At 63.6% G+C, this 18,605-nt stretch carries 19 protein-coding genes; 10 read left to right on the forward strand and 9 right to left on the reverse strand.

Features of this window, described 5'->3' with window-relative positions:
- Positions 1-55: 55 nt before the first annotated feature.
- Together ACR30Z_RS09465 and ACR30Z_RS09470 are read right to left on the reverse strand one after the other, a co-directional pair.
- Positions 56-901 carry a M55 family metallopeptidase gene (locus ACR30Z_RS09465; protein WP_144651917.1) on the reverse strand — a complete coding sequence of 282 codons (846 nt, stop codon included), beginning with the start codon at positions 899-901 and terminating at the stop codon, positions 56-58.
- 78 nt (positions 902-979) lie between these two features.
- Complete coding sequence (locus ACR30Z_RS09470) at positions 980-2,263, reverse strand: alanine racemase (protein ID WP_434372280.1); 1,284 nt, start codon at positions 2,261-2,263, stop codon at positions 980-982.
- A gap of 168 nt (positions 2,264-2,431) precedes the next feature.
- Between ACR30Z_RS09470 and ACR30Z_RS09475 the strand changes: the two genes are divergently transcribed.
- The 3 genes from ACR30Z_RS09475 to ACR30Z_RS09485 all read left to right on the forward strand — a co-directional run bounded on the left by ACR30Z_RS09475 (position 2,432) and on the right by ACR30Z_RS09485 (position 4,861).
- Complete coding sequence (locus tag ACR30Z_RS09475; RefSeq protein ID WP_244296795.1) at positions 2,432-2,935, forward strand: Lrp/AsnC family transcriptional regulator; 504 nt, start codon at positions 2,432-2,434, stop codon at positions 2,933-2,935.
- 165 nt (positions 2,936-3,100) lie between these two features.
- Positions 3,101-3,883: an electron transfer flavoprotein subunit beta/FixA family protein gene (locus tag ACR30Z_RS09480; protein ID WP_434372282.1), complete on the forward strand. Its 783-nt coding sequence runs from the start codon at positions 3,101-3,103 to the stop codon at positions 3,881-3,883.
- A gap of 12 nt (positions 3,884-3,895) precedes the next feature.
- Positions 3,896-4,861, forward strand: a complete 966-nt coding sequence (locus tag ACR30Z_RS09485; protein ID WP_434372283.1) for an electron transfer flavoprotein subunit alpha/FixB family protein — start codon at positions 3,896-3,898, stop codon at positions 4,859-4,861.
- Between the two features lie 106 nt (positions 4,862-4,967).
- Here ACR30Z_RS09485 and ACR30Z_RS09490 read toward each other — a convergent pair whose 3' ends face one another.
- The 3 genes from ACR30Z_RS09490 to pdhA are packed head-to-tail and all read right to left on the reverse strand — an operon-like array spanning position 4,968 to position 8,424.
- Complete coding sequence (locus ACR30Z_RS09490) at positions 4,968-6,269, reverse strand: dihydrolipoamide acetyltransferase family protein (RefSeq protein WP_434372285.1); 1,302 nt, start codon at positions 6,267-6,269, stop codon at positions 4,968-4,970.
- A 5-nt stretch (positions 6,270-6,274) separates the two neighbouring features.
- Entirely contained in the window at positions 6,275-7,279 is a 1,005-nt protein-coding gene (locus ACR30Z_RS09495; RefSeq protein WP_434372286.1) for an alpha-ketoacid dehydrogenase subunit beta, read from the reverse strand.
- Positions 7,276-8,424, reverse strand: coding sequence for a pyruvate dehydrogenase (acetyl-transferring) E1 component subunit alpha (pdhA, locus tag ACR30Z_RS09500; protein WP_434372287.1), 1,149 nt, complete (start codon positions 8,422-8,424; stop codon positions 7,276-7,278). Before pdhA ends, ACR30Z_RS09495 begins: the two co-directional genes overlap by 4 nt.
- Positions 8,425-8,686: 262 nt before the next feature.
- On the opposite strand from pdhA, the gene ACR30Z_RS09505 reads away from it, so the two are divergent.
- Positions 8,687-9,259: a GNAT family N-acetyltransferase gene (locus ACR30Z_RS09505; protein WP_144651929.1), complete on the forward strand. Its 573-nt coding sequence runs from the start codon at positions 8,687-8,689 to the stop codon at positions 9,257-9,259.
- Between the two features lie 11 nt (positions 9,260-9,270).
- Here the strand turns inward: ACR30Z_RS09505 and ACR30Z_RS09510 are convergent, their stop codons facing one another.
- A complete protein-coding gene (locus ACR30Z_RS09510; RefSeq protein WP_434372290.1) occupies positions 9,271-10,035 on the reverse strand; it encodes an IclR family transcriptional regulator in 765 nt (254 codons plus the stop codon).
- 177 nt (positions 10,036-10,212) lie between these two features.
- Between ACR30Z_RS09510 and ACR30Z_RS09515 the strand changes: the two genes are divergently transcribed.
- From ACR30Z_RS09515 to ACR30Z_RS09525, 3 genes are read left to right on the forward strand one after another with little or no spacing between them, the layout of a single operon-like run.
- Positions 10,213-10,944, forward strand: coding sequence for a CoA transferase subunit A (locus ACR30Z_RS09515; RefSeq protein ID WP_434372291.1), 732 nt, complete (start codon positions 10,213-10,215; stop codon positions 10,942-10,944).
- 17 nt (positions 10,945-10,961) lie between these two features.
- Positions 10,962-11,648 (forward strand): CoA transferase subunit B, encoded by a 687-nt coding sequence (locus ACR30Z_RS09520; RefSeq protein ID WP_144651932.1) that lies wholly within the window; start codon positions 10,962-10,964, stop codon positions 11,646-11,648.
- Positions 11,645-12,856 carry an acetyl-CoA acetyltransferase gene (locus tag ACR30Z_RS09525; protein WP_434372292.1) on the forward strand — a complete coding sequence of 404 codons (1,212 nt, stop codon included), beginning with the start codon at positions 11,645-11,647 and terminating at the stop codon, positions 12,854-12,856. The genes ACR30Z_RS09520 and ACR30Z_RS09525 overlap by 4 nt, the downstream gene beginning before the upstream one ends.
- A gap of 10 nt (positions 12,857-12,866) precedes the next feature.
- Here ACR30Z_RS09525 and ACR30Z_RS09530 read toward each other — a convergent pair whose 3' ends face one another.
- The 3 genes from ACR30Z_RS09530 to ACR30Z_RS09540 all read right to left on the reverse strand — a co-directional run bounded on the left by ACR30Z_RS09530 (position 12,867) and on the right by ACR30Z_RS09540 (position 16,028).
- Positions 12,867-13,631, reverse strand: a complete 765-nt coding sequence (locus ACR30Z_RS09530; RefSeq protein ID WP_434372567.1) for an ankyrin repeat domain-containing protein — start codon at positions 13,629-13,631, stop codon at positions 12,867-12,869.
- Positions 13,632-13,685: 54 nt separating this feature from the next.
- Positions 13,686-14,261: a GlcG/HbpS family heme-binding protein gene (locus ACR30Z_RS09535; RefSeq protein WP_434372294.1), complete on the reverse strand. Its 576-nt coding sequence runs from the start codon at positions 14,259-14,261 to the stop codon at positions 13,686-13,688.
- Positions 14,262-14,408: 147 nt separating this feature from the next.
- Complete coding sequence (locus ACR30Z_RS09540; RefSeq protein WP_434372295.1) at positions 14,409-16,028, reverse strand: PucR family transcriptional regulator; 1,620 nt, start codon at positions 16,026-16,028, stop codon at positions 14,409-14,411.
- A gap of 137 nt (positions 16,029-16,165) precedes the next feature.
- On the opposite strand from ACR30Z_RS09540, the gene ACR30Z_RS09545 reads away from it, so the two are divergent.
- From ACR30Z_RS09545 to ACR30Z_RS09555, 3 genes are read left to right on the forward strand one after another with little or no spacing between them, the layout of a single operon-like run.
- A complete protein-coding gene (locus ACR30Z_RS09545) occupies positions 16,166-17,335 on the forward strand; it encodes a sensor histidine kinase (RefSeq protein WP_434372296.1) in 1,170 nt (389 codons plus the stop codon).
- Positions 17,332-17,958 (forward strand): response regulator, encoded by a 627-nt coding sequence (locus ACR30Z_RS09550; RefSeq protein WP_144651936.1) that lies wholly within the window; start codon positions 17,332-17,334, stop codon positions 17,956-17,958. Before ACR30Z_RS09545 ends, ACR30Z_RS09550 begins: the two co-directional genes overlap by 4 nt.
- Before the next feature lie 27 nt (positions 17,959-17,985).
- A complete protein-coding gene (locus ACR30Z_RS09555) occupies positions 17,986-18,552 on the forward strand; it encodes an HdeD family acid-resistance protein (RefSeq protein WP_144651937.1) in 567 nt (188 codons plus the stop codon).
- Positions 18,553-18,605 lie beyond the last annotated feature (53 nt).

Here is an 18,605-nt window from a genome sequence, read left to right on the forward strand (position 1 = left end):
CCTCTTAAATGCGGGCCTCGGCCCGAGGGTGATGTACTGCAGCAGTGCTGCGGGTTCAGGTCCGGTTGACCAGCGAGTACACAGTGCGGGCCGCGACGCCCGCCAGGTTGTAACTGGTTGCGATCATGCCGAGCAGCTCATCCGCCGATTCCACTTCCCGCGAAATCGACAGGTTGCTGGTGCGGCGCACCCCAGGCACTGCCTCCACGAGTTCTGCCGCCAGAGCTGTTTGGAATCCGATTTCCAGGTGAAGACGGTCCGGGACGGGCAGGAGGCGGGTGCCGCCCACCCCACGCACGGCAGCAGTGGCGGTCTCACGGATCCGCCGTCGTGCCTCTTGCGGGGACAAGCTGTTGGCAGCCATGACGCCTCTGGCGTCCTTGACCTGAACGGTCCGGACACCGGGGAAAGTGCTTTGGGCCAGTCCGCAGATCACGTTGTCCCCTGTCACGAGGCCAACGGGCACTCCCCTGGTGGCAGCAAACATGGCATTGACTGATGCCTCGGATGCCACTGCACCGTTGACGTGGAAGCTTGCGAAGTACCCTGAAAACGAATGCGCCAGCACGCCCTCGGAGCCGGCCGGCGCGTGGTATCCGACATACAGCGCCACATCAAAATCCGGGGTGAGTCCTTCGGCCATACAGAACGCTTTGGGCGAACCGAAGATGACGCGGGCGCGCGGGTCCAGCTGCTCGTGAAGGAGATTGTCCATGGTGCCGTGGCTGTCGTTGACCAGAACCTCGGTGGCGCCGCCGTGGAAAGCACCCTCAATGGCGGCATTGGTTTCTGCAGTCATGAGCTGTTGGGCACGGGGGTACCCGCTGCCGCCGCGAATGACTTGGTCATATGTCGCGATTCCGGCAATTCCCTCCATGTCCACTGAGATATAAACCCGCATAATGAATCTCCTTAAGATCGGCCGTAGTGCCGTTGGTGTCAGCCGATCCTTCGACTGTTCCGCCCAGAGTGGACGGTTCTAGAAATAGGTCCTGATGGCATTCATGACTCTGTAGGAGTCATCGACAAGTGGAATGAGAGTCCACCTGTCGAAGGCGGAGCACGGGTGGGATATCCCGAGGCAGACCAGGTCGCCCACTCCGATGCGGTCCTGGGCGGAAAAAGACAGGAAGAGGTGCTGGTCATTGAGGGAGGTGACTTGGGCGTTGATGGGAGGCCGATCGACGCCGCCGCTCCTCACCAGCAAGGGAATCGGCATGCCGGCGTCGTACGGAACGTCCCGCCGCCCACAGCCAACAATGGCCAAGCCTGGAGAGGGGACAGACAGGACAGTCGCCCAAACCTCCAACGCAGGAATGAAAGGCTCCGCTTCGTCGCGGAACGGCGAGGTCAGTTGATAGAGGCCATGATCGTGCGTGATGTAGCAACCGCTGCGCAGAACCACCCGGATGGACGGCCCCTCCCAGTCGCCGATGAATACCCGGACCACTTCGTCAAAGTAGGAGCTGCCGCCACACGTCACTATCGCGTTCGTGGGCAGCAAGGCAGCGCTGTGGAGGTCCCTGACTGTCGCAGCAAGGTGGGCAAGGAATGTCCGTGCGGCGATGAGCCGGTGAAGGGCGGTTTCCCCGGGGACAAGTCCCTCGAATCCTTCAACTCCCACCAAATCCAGATGGGAGGAGCCGTCGATGGCATGAGCGACCGCCAGAGCCTCCTCTGTGGTCCTGCATCCGGCCCGTCCCTGGTGGTAGCCAAGCTCCAGCAGCACGGGAAGGGGCCGTTCCACATCGCCAACAATTTTCAGTTCTGCGTCCATCAGTTGCACGCCTGCATGGGAATCCACCAGCACGTACACTTCCCTGGCTTCATCTTCCCGCCGGAAAGCGCAGATCCACTCGAGGTCACTCCTGGCAAGAACCTGATTGGCGATGATCATCCGCTCCACGCCGAACTCCGCCAGGACCCGCGCTTGCGAGACAGTGGCGACGGTGACGGCCCATGCTCCCGCCTCCAGCTGCCTGTGAACGAGTTGTGGGCTCATGGTGGTCTTCGCGTGCGGGGCAAGGAAGACGCCGCGTTTTTTGCACCAGCCGGCCATCCGCTCAATGTTGTGGGCCAGCTCTTTTTCTTTGAGCACCATCACCGGCAAAGAAAAATCACCATTAAGCGCATTCCATTGGCGCTCCGGGATTTCAGCCAGGGACATTCCGGAAATGCCTGCGGGAAATGCCTTGAAATGGTAGTCCACGGGGTTGGTGGGAATTGTTCGCTCTGCTGATGCGGGCAGGGTTTCTGTTGCCATGAAAGAAGTTCTCCTCGATGTCACTTCGAAGATTACGCGGTGCTGAATGCGATCCCTTAGTGCCACAGGCAGAGCCGAAGGCCGTTGTTTCGTCCTTTTGGACAATGAGTTTTGGCCGGGGTGCGCCTCGCTCCGGGTGTTCGGCGGCGCGCTCTTGACGATCGTCACATGACTGATACGTTTGCCGTCATGGCCAACGCGGATCCCCGAGCACTCCAGAACTTCGACGGAACAGACAAAGCCGTTTTCAGGGCGCTCGACGACGACCCTCGGGTTCCCGTCCTCTTCCTCGCCCAAAGGCTGGGGTTGGCACGGGGAACTGTCCAGGCACGACTCGAAAGGAAGATGGCAGCCAACTGCCTTCGGCCGAACAGCACCCGGATTACCCCTGATTCACTGGGACTGCCCATATCGGCACTCGTCACGGCGGAGGTGGAGCAATCGTCACTTGCCGCAGCCGTTGAGGCCCTGAGCGGAATCCCGGAAATCATCGAGGTGTACGGGATGGCAGGAGAAGCCGACCTCGCCATACGGGTCGTGGCGAAGGACACCGAAGACCTCTTCCGGCTCGGACAACAGATCACCGATTGCGCGGGAATTCGGCGAACCACCACGTCACTTCTGCTGAAAAAGCTGGTCCCGTACCGAATCAGCCAGCTGCTCCACGACTAACACCCCGCACGGTGAACAATTTCCGGCCTCCGGACCATGGCGAATGAATCACCGTGTTCACCCGGATGACGCTGCATTGTCCACATTGACTCGGCTGCGTAGCGTCCTTCGCAACTATTCCTGTGCGCTCAAATATGCGCTCTGGAAAAAGCAAGGAGTTGTTCAATGAAGATCATCGTGCTCGTGAAGCAGGTTCCAGATACATCGGAAGAAAGAACGCTGGACACTGAATCAGGATTCCTTGAGAGGGATCCGCAAGGAAATGTACTGGACGAAATCAGCGAACGCGCGTTGGAAGTGGCACTTCGCCATAAGGACTCGCACAAAGGCACGGAAGTCGTGGCCCTCACCATTGGCCCTTCGGATGCGTTGAAAGCCCTCCGGAAGGCCCTGTCCATGGGAGCGGACTCCGGGGTGCATGTGGCTGATGATGCGTTGGCAGGGGCCGACGCGATGTGGACATCCCGGGTGCTTGCGGCGGCCGCCAGCGCCGAGGGATTCGATCTTGTCATTACCGGCAATGAATCCACCGACGGCAAGTGCGGGGTTGTGCCGGCAATGCTTGCCGAGCACCTGCGCCTGCCGCTTGTTGGCTCCCTCGACTCCCCCGGTATCAGCGCCGAGTCGGTCAGCGGGCGGCGTGAGTGCGGGACGGGAACCATGACCGTCCGCGCTGGGCTCCCGGCGGTAATGAGCGTCACTGAACGTTCCGCAGAGGCACGTTTCCCCACCTTCAAAGGCATTCTGACGGCAAAGAAGAAGTCAGTGAAGAACGTGGCCTTGGCCGAGCTTGGACTCTCTGGGGCCACGGTATCGACGGCGGGACGGTCAGTCATCCTCTCCGTCGCCCGGGTGGAGGGCCGTTCAGGCGGCAGAAAGATTGTTGACCACAATGGCTCGGCCGCCACGGAGCTCATGGAGTTCCTCGCCGACCGCCAACTGCTGTAGGAGGAATCACCCATGTCGAACATCGTGGCATTCATAGAATTGTCCCAGGACGGCGGGCCTGGTCCCGGAGCCCGCGAAGTCCTCAAGGCGGCTTCACAGCTGGGCGATCCCATTGCTGTCTTGGCAACCAGTTCCCTTAACGGCTCTACCGTTCGGCAATTGGCCGCACTTGGAGCCAAAGGCGTCTTCGCCGGTGAAACGGAACTGACGTCGTCGTGTCTCCAGGAACCGGAGGTGGAAACACTCGCCAAGGCAGTCCAGGCGCTCGACCCCGCGGCCGTGCTGGTTGTGAACACCACTTCAGGACGCGAGATCGCGGCCCGGTTAGCGGTCCGGGCCAGCGGAGGACTCACTGCCGATGCGGTGGCCGTCCGAAAGCAGGACGGGATGGTGGTTGCCACACGGCTCGTCCTCGGCGGCACTTACTCAGTGGATTCGACGGTCGAGGATGGACTCCCGGTCATCACTCTCCGGCCAGGCGCCTTCGAAGGCCATGCGCGTCCTGCGGAGCCTGTGGTGACCAGCCTTGGACTGAAGGTTGACACGCGGGCGGCGGCCGCCGTCGAAGCGTTCACTCCGGGTGCCGATTCGCACCGTCCTGACCTCCGGACGGCGGAACGGGTGGTGGCGGGCGGACGAGGGTTGCTCTCCAAGGAGAACTTCGTCCTGGTCGAGCAGCTCGCCGACGCCCTCGGCGCAGCCGTAGGTGCTTCCCGCGCTGCAGTGGACAGCGGCTTCATCGCTTCCGGAGCACAAGTGGGCCAGACGGGAGTCAGCGTTTCACCCGAGCTGTATGTGGCGCTCGGTATCTCCGGAGCCGTTCAGCACCGGGCGGGAATGCAATCGTCAAAGACCATTGTGGCGATCAATAAGGACGCGGATGCTCCGATCTTTGATATCGCGGATTTCGGCATAGTGGGCGATGCCACCACCGTGGTGCCGCAGCTGCTTCATGCGATGGCAGTCCGCACGCCCTGACGGTCAAGTGCCAGCTGTCCCGGACCGGGGCATAACAACGGCGGGCCGCTCCGGGTTTCGGAGCGGCCCGCCTTCCGTCGACCCATAAGGCTCGCGGTTTCCTGCGTTAGGTCATGGCAATGGCCATGCTGGGGTCCGAGACGATGGAACCCACGTCCGCCAGGAACTTCGAGCCCTGCTCGCCGTCCACCAACCGGTGGTCGAAGGAAAGGCTAAGGGTCATCACGCTGCGCAGCGCCACCTGGCCTTGGTGCACCCAAGGCATCTGCCGGACTGATCCGATGGCCAAAATGGCCGCTTCCCCGGGGTTGAGGATGGGCGTTCCAGCATCAATTCCAAAGACACCAATGTTGGTGATGGAAAGAGTACCGCCGGAGAGCTCAGCCGGGCTCGTCTTGCCTGCTCGGGCAACCTCCGTCAGTTCGCTGAGGGCGGCGGACAGCTCTTTGAAGGACATCGCATCAGCGTCTTTGATGTTCGGGACCGTGAGACCCCGGGGAGTCGCAGCGGCAATTCCGAGATTGACGTAGTTGAACTGCACGATCTCCTGCCTCGCCTCATCCCAGGTGGTATTCAGCGAAGGGTTGCGGCGCAGGGAGATGAGTACTGCTTTCGCCACCAAGGTCAGTGGCGTCAACTTGTACCCGGCGTATGCACGATTCCCCTTCAACCTCGCCAGCAGGTCCATCCCGTTCGTAACATCCACCGTGAGGAATTCCGTGACGTGGGGAGCCGTGAACGCACTCGCAACCATCGCGGAGGCCGTGTGCTTCCGCACACCCCTGATGGGTGTCCTGGTTTCGCGAGGGGCAGCAGTCTGCTGTGTCCCGGCGCCCACGGGATGCAGCAACGGCTGCCGGCTTCCGGCTGACTTCGCGGCGGCCGCCTGAACGTCGTCGCGAGTGACCAAGCCACTCCGACCTGTCCCCTGGATGGAACCCAAGTCCACGCCCAAGTCACGTGCCAGCTTGCGGACCGGCGGGGTTGATCGTGGTCGCTCCGGAACGCCACGAAGGGCAGCGGGGAGCGAACCATCCTGCGTGCCAGGATTGGCTTTCCGCGCCTTCCGCGTGGGCCGGCTGCTTCTTTCCACCTCCGCCCCGTATCCAACCAGGGTGGGCACGCGCTTGCCCTCGCCGCCATCGGGGGTTCCATCGGAGGGAAGCCCGCCGGGAAGCTCGAACGAAACAATGGGGGTACCCACCTCCACCACCGTGCCCGGCTGTTCGTGGAGGACGGCAATAGTGCCTGCATAGGGAGATGGAAGCTCCACCACTGCCTTGGCTGTTTCCACCTCTGCGATCACCTGATTCAGCGTGACGATGTCCCCCACGGATACTCTCCAGTGGAGAATTTCGGATTCTGTGAGGCCTTCCCCCAAGTCCGGCAGCCTGAATTCCTTCAACATTCCGTTCACGCTCCCAGACCGGACAGGGAGTTCCGGCGGCCCAGTGCCCGGTCCACACCGTCCAGGATCCTGTCCAGGTCCGGCAGGTGGTGCGCTTCCAACTTCGACGGTGGGTAGGGAATGTCGAAGCCGGCGATCCGCACCGGAGCGGCTTCCAGGAAGTGAAAACATCTCTCCGTAATGGTGGTGGCGATTTCCGCACCCAGACCGCCCGACTGGGAGGCTTCGTGTGCGACCACCAGGCGACCCGTCTTCCGGACCGAGGCTTCCACTATGGAGTAGTCAATGGGAGACAGGCTCCGGAGGTCAATGACTTCCACCGACACGCCGTCGTCGGCGGCAGCTGTCGCTGCGTCCAAAGCCGTCCGAACCAGCGGTCCGTAGGCTACCAAGGTCACGTCCCTGCCCTCGGTGACCACCTGTGCACTGCCCATCGGCAGGCTTGGTTCGGCGTGTTCCTTCACCTCGCCCTTGATGTGATAGCGGCGTTTCGGCTCGAAATAGAGCACCGGATCATCTGAAGAAATAGCCTGCCGCAGCATGGAGTAGGCGTCCTGTGGGTTGGAAACAGCCACCACGCGCAGACCTGACGTGTGCGTGAAGTACGCCTCGGGCGACTCGGAGTGGTGTTCGGGGGAACCGATGCCACCGCCGAACGGCACCCGAATGGTAATTGGCATGGTGACCTTGCCTTGGGTCCTGTAATGCAGCTTTGCCACCTGGCAAACGATCTGGTCGAACGCAGGGTAGATGAATCCATCAAATTGGATCTCCACCACCGGCCGGTAGCCGCGGTACGCGAGGCCAACGGCGCAGCCCATGATTCCGGCTTCGGCCAGCGGTGTGTCCACCACCCGATGGCTTCCGAAATCCTTCTGGAGTCCGTCCGTTACTCGAAAGACGCCACCGAGCTTGCCGATGTCCTCTCCCAGGAGGATGACTTTCGGATCATCCTCCAACGACTTGCGCAAGCCGGCGTTGATCGCCCGGCCGAAGGTCATGGTGCTCATTGGGTGATCCCTTCAACGCTGTCCGCTGGGAACGATTGGAGGTAGCGGGCGTAGTTTTCCTTCTGTGTGTCCAATGTTGAATTCGGCTCGCTGTAGACGTGGGAAAAGACATCCATGGGGGCTGGGGGCGGCATGGTGATGCAGGCGTGGCGCATCTCCTTGGCGACAACGTCCGCTGCTGCGGTGACCGACGATTCAAGGGCCTCAGTGAGGACTCCCCGACTCTTCAGCAGCGCACCAAGCCTGGAGATGGGGTCCTTCGCCGCCCACTCTCCCATCTCTGCCTCGTCACGGTAGCGGGTGGGATCGTCAGCGGTGGTATGCGGACCCATGCGGTAGGTAACGGCTTCTATGAAGGTCGGTCCTCCGCCTGTTCTGGCTCGGTGCAGGGCAACCCGGGTGGCCGCGAGGACGGCGAGGACATCGTTTCCGTCCACGCGCATGGAGGGGATGCCAAAGCCCGGAGCGCGGGAAGAGATGGGCACCCGGGCCTGCAGGCCCACGGGCTCGGAGATAGCCCACTGGTTGTTCTGGCAGAAGAAGATGACCGGCACTTGAAAACTGGCGGCAAATATCATGGCTTCGTTGACGTCGCCCTGGCTTGTTGCGCCATCACCGAAATACGTCAGGGCCACAGCTTCGCTGTCGTCGTTCTTGAGTCCCATGGCATAGCCGGTGGCGTGCAGGGACTGTGCGCCGATGATGACCTGGGGTGTGGCCATGTTCAGCTCGTACGGGTCCCATCCTGAATGCGCATTGCCGCGCCAAACGCGAACGATGTCCCCGAGGTCCACGCCGCGGCAATATGCCACGCCGTTCTCCCGGTAGCTGGGGAACACGAAGTCGTCTTCACGAAGGGCCCGACCGGATCCGATCTGGGCGGCTTCCTGCCCCAGGAGCGGCGGCCAGAGTGCGAGTTCACCTTGACGCTGAAGGTAGGTGGCCTCCGTGTCGATCCTCCTGATGACCACCATGTCCTCATACAGCGAGGCAAGCTGCTCATCGGTAACGTCCAGCACCCAGTCGTCGAACTCCGGACTCTCCCGTCGCTTGCCGTCAGGGGTAATTAACTGGATGAGGCCTTCTCCCCCCGTCCTTGGAAGAACCTCATGTTCTGTTGAAGGGCATAGCTCATCTACAAACAAACTCCACACACCTTTGTCATGTCGTCTCCAGCGGCGGTTGGGGCTGGTCCCCTGAACCGCGAAATGGGCAAGGAGGCCCCTTTTTGTGTGACCGTACTCACGCCCCTCGAAGCAGCACAACCTCGCCGTTTCGTCTTGGGCACCGTGCGCATTTGGGTGGCCGATTCCTCGGAAATGCTGGGCATGGTGCCGCACCGCCGTAGTCACCGGTGTCCGATGCGGCCCGTTGCCCACCCGCGGCACGGATGACAGGATGGGCGGCATGGGAATCGAAGTTCGCCCCGCCACGGTGTTCGATGACGTGAAGACCATGGTTGGTCCTAAAAGCCCCGACGCCAATGTGTGCTGGTGCTTGAGTTATCGAATCCCGTCGAAGCTGAACAACGAGCTCCAGAGGCAGGAGCGTGGGAAGTTCGTGAAGAAACTGGTGGCGGAGGAGCCGCCTCCCGGGGTTTTGGCGTACGACGGCGACGAAGTAGTTGGGTGGGCAGCGGTGCACCCGCGCGCGGACACCAGTTTCGCGAAGAACCGGAAGATCCCCCATGTGGACGACTCCGAGGTGTGGTCCGTGTGGTGCCTACGTGTGCGGCCGGGGCATCGTGGAAAAGGCATCTCGCATGAGCTGTTACGCGGGGCCATCGAGTTCGCGAAGAGCCACGGTGCCCCGGCGCTCGAGGGGTACCCCGTAGACAACAAGGGCGGCAAGGTGGACCTGACCATGGCGTACGTGGGCACGCGCAGGCTCTTTGAGAAGGCCGGGTTCAAGAAGGTCGCCGAGACGACGTCCGTACTCAACGGTTTCCCCCGGGTGCTCATGCGCCTGGACCTGCGCTGAACACCACCCAACTAGGCGCCCTGCAACCGCGCCGTCATCCGGTGCGCTTCCTCGAGCAACAGCTTGCCCAGGAACTCCTGACGGTCCGGCCGGAACCGAGGCTCAATACCGGTCAGGGATAGAGCCCACGCAGGCCTTGCCTGTTGGTCAAACACTGCAGCACCCATCCCCCAACTGCCCTCAAGAATCAGTCCGGGATTCACGGAGTAGCCGGTCAAACGGGTCTGCTCCAGGTTGTCCCGCACCACGTCCGCAGGATGTCCCGCAGCAAAATCGGCTGCGTGCGCCGACCAATCGGCCAACAGGGATTCCTGCTCCTTGGGAGGCAGGAACGCCATGATGGCCGTGCCCGCGGAAGCCACCCCCAGCGGGAAGCGAACGCCCTCGTGCAGCACGAATGACCTCACCGGGAATGACCCTTCTTCGCGCAGCACGCACACGGTCTCGTTGCCCCGTCGAATCGAAAAGAACGCGCTCTCGCCGGTCTCGGCAGCCAACCTTCGCAGGGACGGCCGGGCAATGTCCTCCATGGGGAATCGAGCCGCCGCTACCGACCCCAACAGAAAGACCTCGGGCCCCAGCACCCATTTACCGGAACTCATATCGTGTTCCAGCAGCCCCTCCGCAGCCAGCGAGGTCAGTAGCCGGTGCACAGTTGGCCTGGTCAGCCCGGATTCACGAACCAAACCCGCCAACGAGGTGCCCTCGGGCTTCCGTCCCACCAGCCGAAGCAGCAGCGCTACGCGCCCCACCACTTGCGCTCCCTGTACCGCCATAGTGGCCTCCCGAAGATTTCATCCACAATATGGACACCATCCACCATAGCGTCCATAGCGTGAGTAGCCAACGGGATGGCCCGTTGACCCACACCCTGAAGAAATCTAGGCTCCAAGGAAAGAACGGATCGTCCACAAAGTGGATGCCACTCACTAACACTCAACGAGGAGTCCACCATGTCCAAGATCCACGCGAGCGCAGCCCAAGCGCTCCATGACCTGATGGCAGACGGTTTGACCATCGCCGTCGGAGGTTTTGGCTTGAGCGGCATCCCCGCCGACCTGATCGACGCCGTCCGCGAGTCGGGCGCCAAGGACCTCACCATCGTCTCGAACAACATGGGTGTGGATGGCAAGGGCCTGGGCGTGCTGATCGAGGCGGGCCAGGTCCGCAAAGTCATTGCTTCCTACGTGGGCGAGAACAAGCTCTTCGCTGAGCAATACCTGGCTGGCCAACTCGAAGTCGAGTTCACCCCGCAGGGCACGCTGGCCGAACGCCTCCGCGCCGGCGGCGCGGGTATCCCGGCCTTCTACACCCGGACCGGCGTGGGCACCCTGGTTGCCGATGGCAAGCCGCTGGAAGAGTTCGACGGCGTCACGTACGTCCGCGAGCGCGCCATCACCGCCGACGTCGCACTGGTCCACGCCCACACCGCGGACACGGACGGTAACTTGCTCTACCGCTACACCGCACGGAACTTCAACCCCGTGGTGGCTACCGCAGGCAACGTGACCATCGCCGAGGCCGAGGTGATCGTGGAGCCGGGCCAGCTGGACCCCAACCACATTGTGACCCCGGGCGTCTACGTCCAACGGCTTGTCCAGGCGAACAACAGGGTCAAGGACATCGAACAGCGCACAGTCCGCCAGCGTGCTGAAGCGCACCACACCGAACCCCTTACGGTCTGAAGCAGAAGGAGCAAACCATGGCTTGGACACGAGACCAGATGGCCGCGATTGCGGCAGAAGAACTGAACGACGGCGACTACGTCAACCTCGGCATCGGCATTCCCACGCTGGTGGCCAACAACCTGCCCGATGGCGTGCGGGTGGTCCTCCAGAGCGAGAACGGGCTACTGGGCATGGGTCCGTTCCCTTATGAGGGCGAAGAAGACGCCGACCTTATCAACGCAGGCAAGCAAACAGTCACCATCACCCCCGGCGGGAGCATCTTCGACTCTGCAACGTCATTCGGCATGATCCGTGGCGGGCACGTGAAGGTAGCCATCCTTGGCGCCATGCAGGTGTCCGGCAGCGGCGACCTCGCCAACTGGACCATCCCCGGCAAGATGGTGAAGGGCATGGGCGGTGCCATGGACTTGGTGGCCGGGACACCGCGCGTCGTCGTCCTGACCGAGCACAACGCCAAGGACGGTTCGGCCAAGATCGTCACCGAATGCACCCTCCCCCTCACGGGACTGCGCTGCGTGGACCGGATCATCACGGATCTGGCCGTATTCGACATCGAAGAGACGCACGACGGCGACACTCGCCTGCTGCTGACACGTCTCGCCCCGGGCGTCACCGTGGAAGAGCTCCGCGAAAAGACCGGGGCCGGGTTCGCGGTAGCGCTCGCCTCTGTTGAACACACCCTCGAAGGAGCCAACGCATGAGCCTCAAAGACCAGTTCGGCAAAGACATCCTGCTCACGGGATGGGGCCACAGCAAGTTCGGGAAGTTGACCGATGAGACGCTGGAATCCCTGGTGGTCCAGGTGGCCGGGGAGGCCATCAGCAACTCCGGGCTGGACCCCAAGGACATCGACGAGATCTACCTCGGCCAGTTCAACTCCGGCATGCAGCCGCTGGGTTTCACGTCATCCCTGGCACTCCAGCTCTCCGCGGACCTGGCCAACGTCCCCGCGACCCGGACGGAGAACGCCTGCGCTTCCGGGTCCGCCGCCGTCCAGCAAGGCGTCAAAGCCGTGCTGGCCGGGACTGCCCGGAACGTGCTGGTGATCGGTGCGGAAAAGATGACCGATGCCGGAGCCGACGTCGTGGGGGCAGCGCTGCTCGGCGCTTCCTACGAAATGGCTGGTAAAGCCTCCAGCACCGGATTCACGGGCCTCTTCGCGGAGGTCGCCAAGCATTATGACAAGCGCTACGGCGCGGGCATCACCGGTCCCGGTGTCCAAGGCCTCGGCGACGTCCTGGGTTCCATCGCCGCCAAGAACCACCGCAACGGCATGGACAACCCTTACGCCCAGATGCACCGCGACTTCGGCGAGGAATTCTGCCGGACCATTTCGGACAAGAACCCCATGGTGGCCGAACCCTTGCGCCGCACCGACTGTTCGCCGGTCTCGGACGGAGCTGCCGCCGTCGTGCTGTCATCGTCGGCGACCGGGGGCGCAACCGCCCCCGTGCGCCTGGCTGGGTTCGGCCACGCGAACGATTTCTTCCCCGCAGAACGCCGCGATCCCACCGAATTCGCCGCTACCAGGGCGTCGTGGGAGCGCGCCTTCGCCATGGCCGGCGTCGGCATTGAGGGGCTGGACTTCGCCGAGGTTCACGACTGCTTCACCATCGCCGAACTCATCATGTACGAGGCCATGGGCCTGGCTCCCCGCGGTGAAGGATCGCGGGCCATCACGGAGGGTTGGGTCTACAAGGACGGCAAGCTCCCCATCAACGTCTCCGGCGGCCTGAAGGCGAAGGGCCATCCTGTGGGCGCCACCGGTGTGTCGCAGCATGTCATCGCCGCGATGCAGCTCAGCGGCACAGCCGGCGACATGCAGTTGCCCCACGCCCGTCGCGGAGCCGTCCAAAACATGGGCGGCGTGGGAATCGCCAACTACGTGAGCGTGCTGGAAGCCGTCTAGCCCATCTACGTCAGCGGGACCGGATCAGCGCCGCGATCTCCGTAAACCCGAGCCGCTCTGCATTTTGCAGGGCGGTTCGGCCTTGCGGATCACGGATGTCCGGGTTGGCTCCGGCCGCGAGGAGTTGCCGGACCACGTCCTGCTGCTTGGGGCCGCCGTTATTGAGCAGGATGGCTTCCTGCATGGCGGTCCAGCCCAGGTTGTTGACGTGGTCCACGGGCACACCGGCTGCGATAAGGATCCGAACGGTGTCCGTGTGTCCGTGTTCGCTCGCCGGGATCAGGGCAGTGCCGCCGTAGCGGTTGGTGCTGCGCACGTCCGCCCCCGCTGCCAAAGTCAGCTCCAGGACTTCGTTGAAGCCCTCCGCGCCGGCATACAGGAACGCGGAGTCCTGGATGTCGTCCTTGGCGTTCACGTTTCCGCCGGCCGCGATCAGCTCCCTCAACTTCGCAACGTCGTTGGCCTTCGCGGCAAGGATCAGGAGTCGGTCGGTTTCCATCTGGGCCTCCGGTGTCAGTGTGGGCGGCACAGCAGCCGACGACGCCGGGCCGGGAACGGCGCCTGATGGTTCGGCTGACGTGGGGGCTGCCTGGGTCGGCGCTTGGTCGGAAGGCGAGGCGTCGGAAGGCGAGGCGGCCGCCGTCGAGCTTGAACTGGCAAGGTCAGAGGGCGACGACGGCGCGCACCCGGCCACGAGCCCGACCAGCACCAACCCCGCCCCCACCACCCGAGTTTTTGTCCAGATATCGCCCTTAAGACGCTCCCATAAGGGCATCACCTGTACAAAAACGCGGGCGCGGGCGCGGGTGCGGGTGGTCATGAGTCGAGGCTACTTCGCCGCAGTGGCCAAGGCCTCGGCACCGGCGGTGGCGCAGGCCTCGTCAAGTGCACCGTCGGGAGCGCCGCCAACACCGATCCCGGCCACAGAAACGCCATTGACCTTCAGCGGGACTCCGCCGGCCAGGAACAATGTGCCGGGGAGGTCGGCGATGGAAGGCCCGTTGCCGTTGATGCGCTTGGCCAGCTCGCTGGTGGGAGCACCGAACGCGGCAGCCGTGTAGGCCTTCTGCTTGGCGGCCTCGATGGTGTGCTCGGCGGCGTTGTCACCACGGAGGATTGCCTGGACGGTGCCGAAGCGGTCCACCAAAGCAACGGTAACGAACGGCAGCTTGTCCGCCTGGCACTTGGCCAGTGCAGCATTCACGGCTTTGCTGGAGGCGCCCACGGTGATGCGGTTCTGCGCCACTAAATTCTCGGGGGCGGGCTGCACGTCCGCGGCAACCTTCGCTGAGGCCGTTGCAGGCACGGCCGCAGGTGCCACAGCGTTGGCCACCGCCGTGATTCCACCGGTGAGCAACAATGCTCCGGCAGCGGCGGCGGCAATCATCTTGTTGGACTTCTTCACGGAGTTCTCCTCGTAGTAAGCATCGGGTACATCTCCATGCTTCCGTGACTGTCCCGTTGCCACATCGGCCCGAAGCAGACCCCGGGCTCATCCCTTCCGCCGGCCGTATCAGCCAAAAGGTGGAGAGACCAACAACCGCCTGTGGTGTCAGCCGAGCGGCTCGGTGTCGATCTCCTGCAACCGCAACTGCAGGGCCAAGGCAAGCCGCACGTCGGGGTCTTCGATGTCCACCACTTCGGCCATCCTGCGGAGCCGGTGGCGGAGGGTGTTGGGGTGCAGCACCAGCGCTTCCGCCGCCCGCGCGACATCGTAGTGGGCCGCGATCCAACAGCGGAGCGTCCTCACGTAGTCGGTGCCCTGGCGGCTGTCATGATCCGAGACCACGGACAGCGGTTCGGCGTCCAGGGCCGAACGCGTCTGTAATGCGTCCAGCACCTCAAGCAGAAACAACGGCGCGCCCAACACCTGATGTTTGCCGATAGTGCCGTGCCCCAGCGGCCCACACACCACACCGAGCGCCTGTTTCGCCTGGCTGTAGCCGAGGGGCACGTCCGCTACGCCCGCCAGGGAGCGGCTGACACCTGCCCGCCAGCCCCCACCAACGCTTTCCTCGGACCGGGCCAAGACGGAGGCGATGATCGTTTGCAGTACCGGAGAATCTGCCGCCGTGCCGATCACCGCAACCGTCTGTCCTTCCAAGGATCCCACTGCGGCCGGAAGCCGGTACGAGGACAGCGCCATCCTTAGCAGGACGCTGACATGCACAGCGGCCGATCCCGCCGACATTCCCCGGGAATGCGCGGGCGGGTTCTCGTCCCTGCCGATCACCACCACGGTGGCACCGGCGTCAAACCGTAATCCGAAAGACTCGGCAATCCGCCGTCTTGGGCCTGTTCCGCGGAAAAGCTGCCCCAACCGGTCGGCCCGTTCCCGTCGATCGGCGTCGGCAGCGACGTTGAGTCTGGCCAAATGCGGAGCGGCAAGGCGAGCAGCTTCCACCAGTACCTCCGAGGCTTTGTCGGTCAGCGCCTTCTCGCCTTTGATGACCCAGATACTTCCCAGGGGTTCGCCGCCGTCGCGGACCGCAATCGCAAGCCGGGGCCTGAAATCCGGCTGGTCACTGATCCAGACAGCAGTGTCAGCGCGCAGCACAGCGGAATAGTCCTCTGCATTGGTCGGGTGATCCGGGACTCGACGCCCCAGGATCCCGTCCCTCCGCAGATCATCCACTTCCTGGCCGGGAATCGTCGAATATGCCAGCACCCGCATGGACAGGTCTTCGATGGCCACCGCCCCACCCGCGCGTAGGGCAACGTCATTGGCCAACGAGAAAAGGTCTGCCGCCCGATCATCCTCTTCGAGCACCGGCCCGGTGACCGCCCGCAGCGCATCGATCAGCAGGTAAAGCTGCCCCCAGGAGAGTTCTTCGCTGCACTCCAGCAATGACACGCCCGCACGGTTGGCCGCCGCGGTGAGGGGTTCCGGGTCCACCGCCCCGGCACGCACCACGACTGCAGCGACGTGCGCTTCCACGGCCCAGTCCAGCAGCTCGACGCTTGGACCGCCCGGAACCAGCAATACAGCCTCGGTCAGGTCAACGTGGGCCTGATCCGTGTCATGGATCGACGGCGAGCCGATGGCTACTGATGGGCCGTGCGGCAACGCCAGGGGGCGCACGACGTCGGGGCCCAAGCTGTCAAGCAAAATTCCAACCGTGATGCCGTCCCATGGCATAGACGCGGCGTTGACCTGGTCAACTGGTTTCATCGACGGCGGTGTCCTCTTCTGGATGGATTGCTTGCTCTTCCGCTACTTGTATCAGCCAAAAGGTGGAGAGACCAACAACCGGCCGGGACCTAGCATGGAAAGAACGCCTCCAACGGATACGGAAACGGGAACCACCCATGCCAACTGCTCCTCCACAGCCCGCGCAGGGCAGCCGGATCGACGGCCGCATCGACGCTGTGGTGCACTTGGGCTTTGCCGTGCTGATGGTGGCATCGGCGGTCCGGTACGTCATGCGGCACTCCCCCGCAGACAACCTGTGGACGGTGGCTCTGGCCGCCGCAGTGTGTGCACTCTATGCCATGACCGCAGTCTTGGCACACCGGTGGCCAGGCCGGGGACGCCGGCTGTGGATGCCGTGGATGGTCGCCTTGGTGGCGGCCTGGGCGGCATTGGTCATCGTCGCCCCGAGCTTCGCCTGGTGTTCCTTCGCCATCTTCTTCCTGGCACGCACGGTTTTCCGCGGGTGGGCCGGGTATGTGGCGGGCGGGGCGACGGCGGCGGCCACCGCCGTCGGGCTCTTCCGGATGAGCGACTGGACGGACGTGGCCATGTTGCTCGGCCCGCTGGCCGCGGGCGCCCTGCTCACCTTGATCTACGACAAGATCGAGCGCGACCAGGAGCGACTCGCCGCCAGCGAGCGGGAGGCGGGGATCGCCGCCGAACGCGAGCGCGTTTCACGTGAAATCCACGACACCGTGACCCAAGGCCTCGCCAGCAGCCTGCTTCTCCTGGAAGCAGCACAGCGGTCCTGGCCCGCCGAAGCTGCCCATGACGACGTGCGCCGGGCTGCCGATCTGTTGAGGCGGAACCTCGCCGACACCCGGAGCCTGGTACACGAACTCTCCGCCCCCGGCCTGGAATCCGGGCCGCTTCCTGAGGCCCTGGAGCACGCGGCACGGCAGTACGTGGACTCCATCCGCGTCCAGGTCACCGGTGATGCGCGGCCGCTTCCGTCCGAGGTGCGGCACGCCCTGCTCCGCGTCACCCAGAGCGCCGTGGCCAACATCAAACTGCACGCCCGCGCGGACCACGCCAGCGTGACGCTCGGGTACCTTCCGGATGCCGTCACCCTGGACGTGTTCGACGACGGCCGCGGCTTCGACCCCGGAGCGGTACCTCCGCCGTCGGAAACCGGAGGATACGGGCTGCGGGCCATGCAGCAACGCGTGGAACAGTTGGGCGGAGAATTGTCCGTGGAGAGCACTCCCGGTGAAGGCACCATCATCGCGGCGCAGCTCCCACTGCCGGCGGCCGGCACCGAGACCGCCCTTAAGGAGGCCCCATGACCACCATCTCCGTGCTGCTGGTGGACGACCATACCGTCGTCCGTAGCGGTCTCAAGGCGCTGCTCGGCACCCAGCCGGATATCGCCGTCGTCGGTGAAGCATCCTCAGGTGAGGAAGCGCTGGACGCCGCCCAGCAGCATTCGCCCGCGGTAGTCCTGATGGATCTTGCGATGGGCGCGGGGATGGACGGCATCGAAGCCATCAAGCACCTCCGTCAGCGCAATCCCAAACAGGCGATCATCGTGTTCACCACCTACGATTCCGACGCCGACATTGTTCGGGCAGTGGATGCCGGCGCCATGGGTTACCTGCTGAAGGATGCGGCGCCGGAGGAGATTTTCGCAGCGGTGCGTGGTGCAGTGCAGGGGAAGAGCGTCATGAGCGCACCCGTGGCGTCGCGCCTGTTCCAACAACTACGGAACCCGGACGAGGTCCTGACTCCTCGCGAAGCCGAGCTGCTCAGCCTGCTGACCGAGGGTCTCAGCAACCGCGATCTCGGTAAACGGCTGTTCATTTCCGAAGCAACGGTGAAAACCCACCTCGCGCACATCTACGCCAAGCTCGGTGTCGAGACGCGCGCGGCGGCCATTGCAACAGCCATACGGCGCGAGGGGATGCGGTAAAGGCGCGTGGTTGGTTACGCTGACCATATGTCGGACGTAACGGATCGCAAGATGTTCAAAACCCCGGGAACAGCTTTGTTGGTTCGGGGTGTCCTGGCCATTGTTTTTGGCCTGTTAATCCTTCTGCTGCCCAGCGCCACAGCGTTAGTGGTGGTGGTCATGTTCGGGTTCTTCGCGATCATTGACGGCATCACCAGCGTGGCCCACTACTTCTACGACCCCGCAGTCCGTTCACGCTGGACCGTGGTGGGTGGCTTGATCTCCATTGCGGCTGGCATCGTGGCGATTGCCTGGCCTGGGTTCACAGCGGCTGCCGTTGGCGTCCTCATCGGGCTGTGGGCCTTGGTGCTTGGGCTTTCGCAGCTCGTCCTGGCCTTCGCGGCGCGGAGCTTCATCCGGAGCTGGGGTATTTGGTTCCTGATGGGCCTCATCACCACCGTGTTCGGCATCGTGGTGTTGGTCAACCCCGGAATCGGAATCCTGGGCCTGGTGGCGATGTTGGCGGCTTTCGCGATCGTGACGGGACTGCTGTTGATCGCCTCCGGCGTTGGGCTCCGCAAATTGGCCAGTGCACCGTCACTGTACGGGCACTGATCCTGCACGGTAAAACCCGGTAGGGGGATGCGCTCAGCGCCAAGTTCGGTAAG

Origin of the sequence: Paenarthrobacter sp. FR1 (assembly GCF_051106045.1) — a bacterium.
Lineage (GTDB): Bacteria > Actinomycetota > Actinomycetes > Actinomycetales > Micrococcaceae > Arthrobacter > Arthrobacter nitroguajacolicus_A.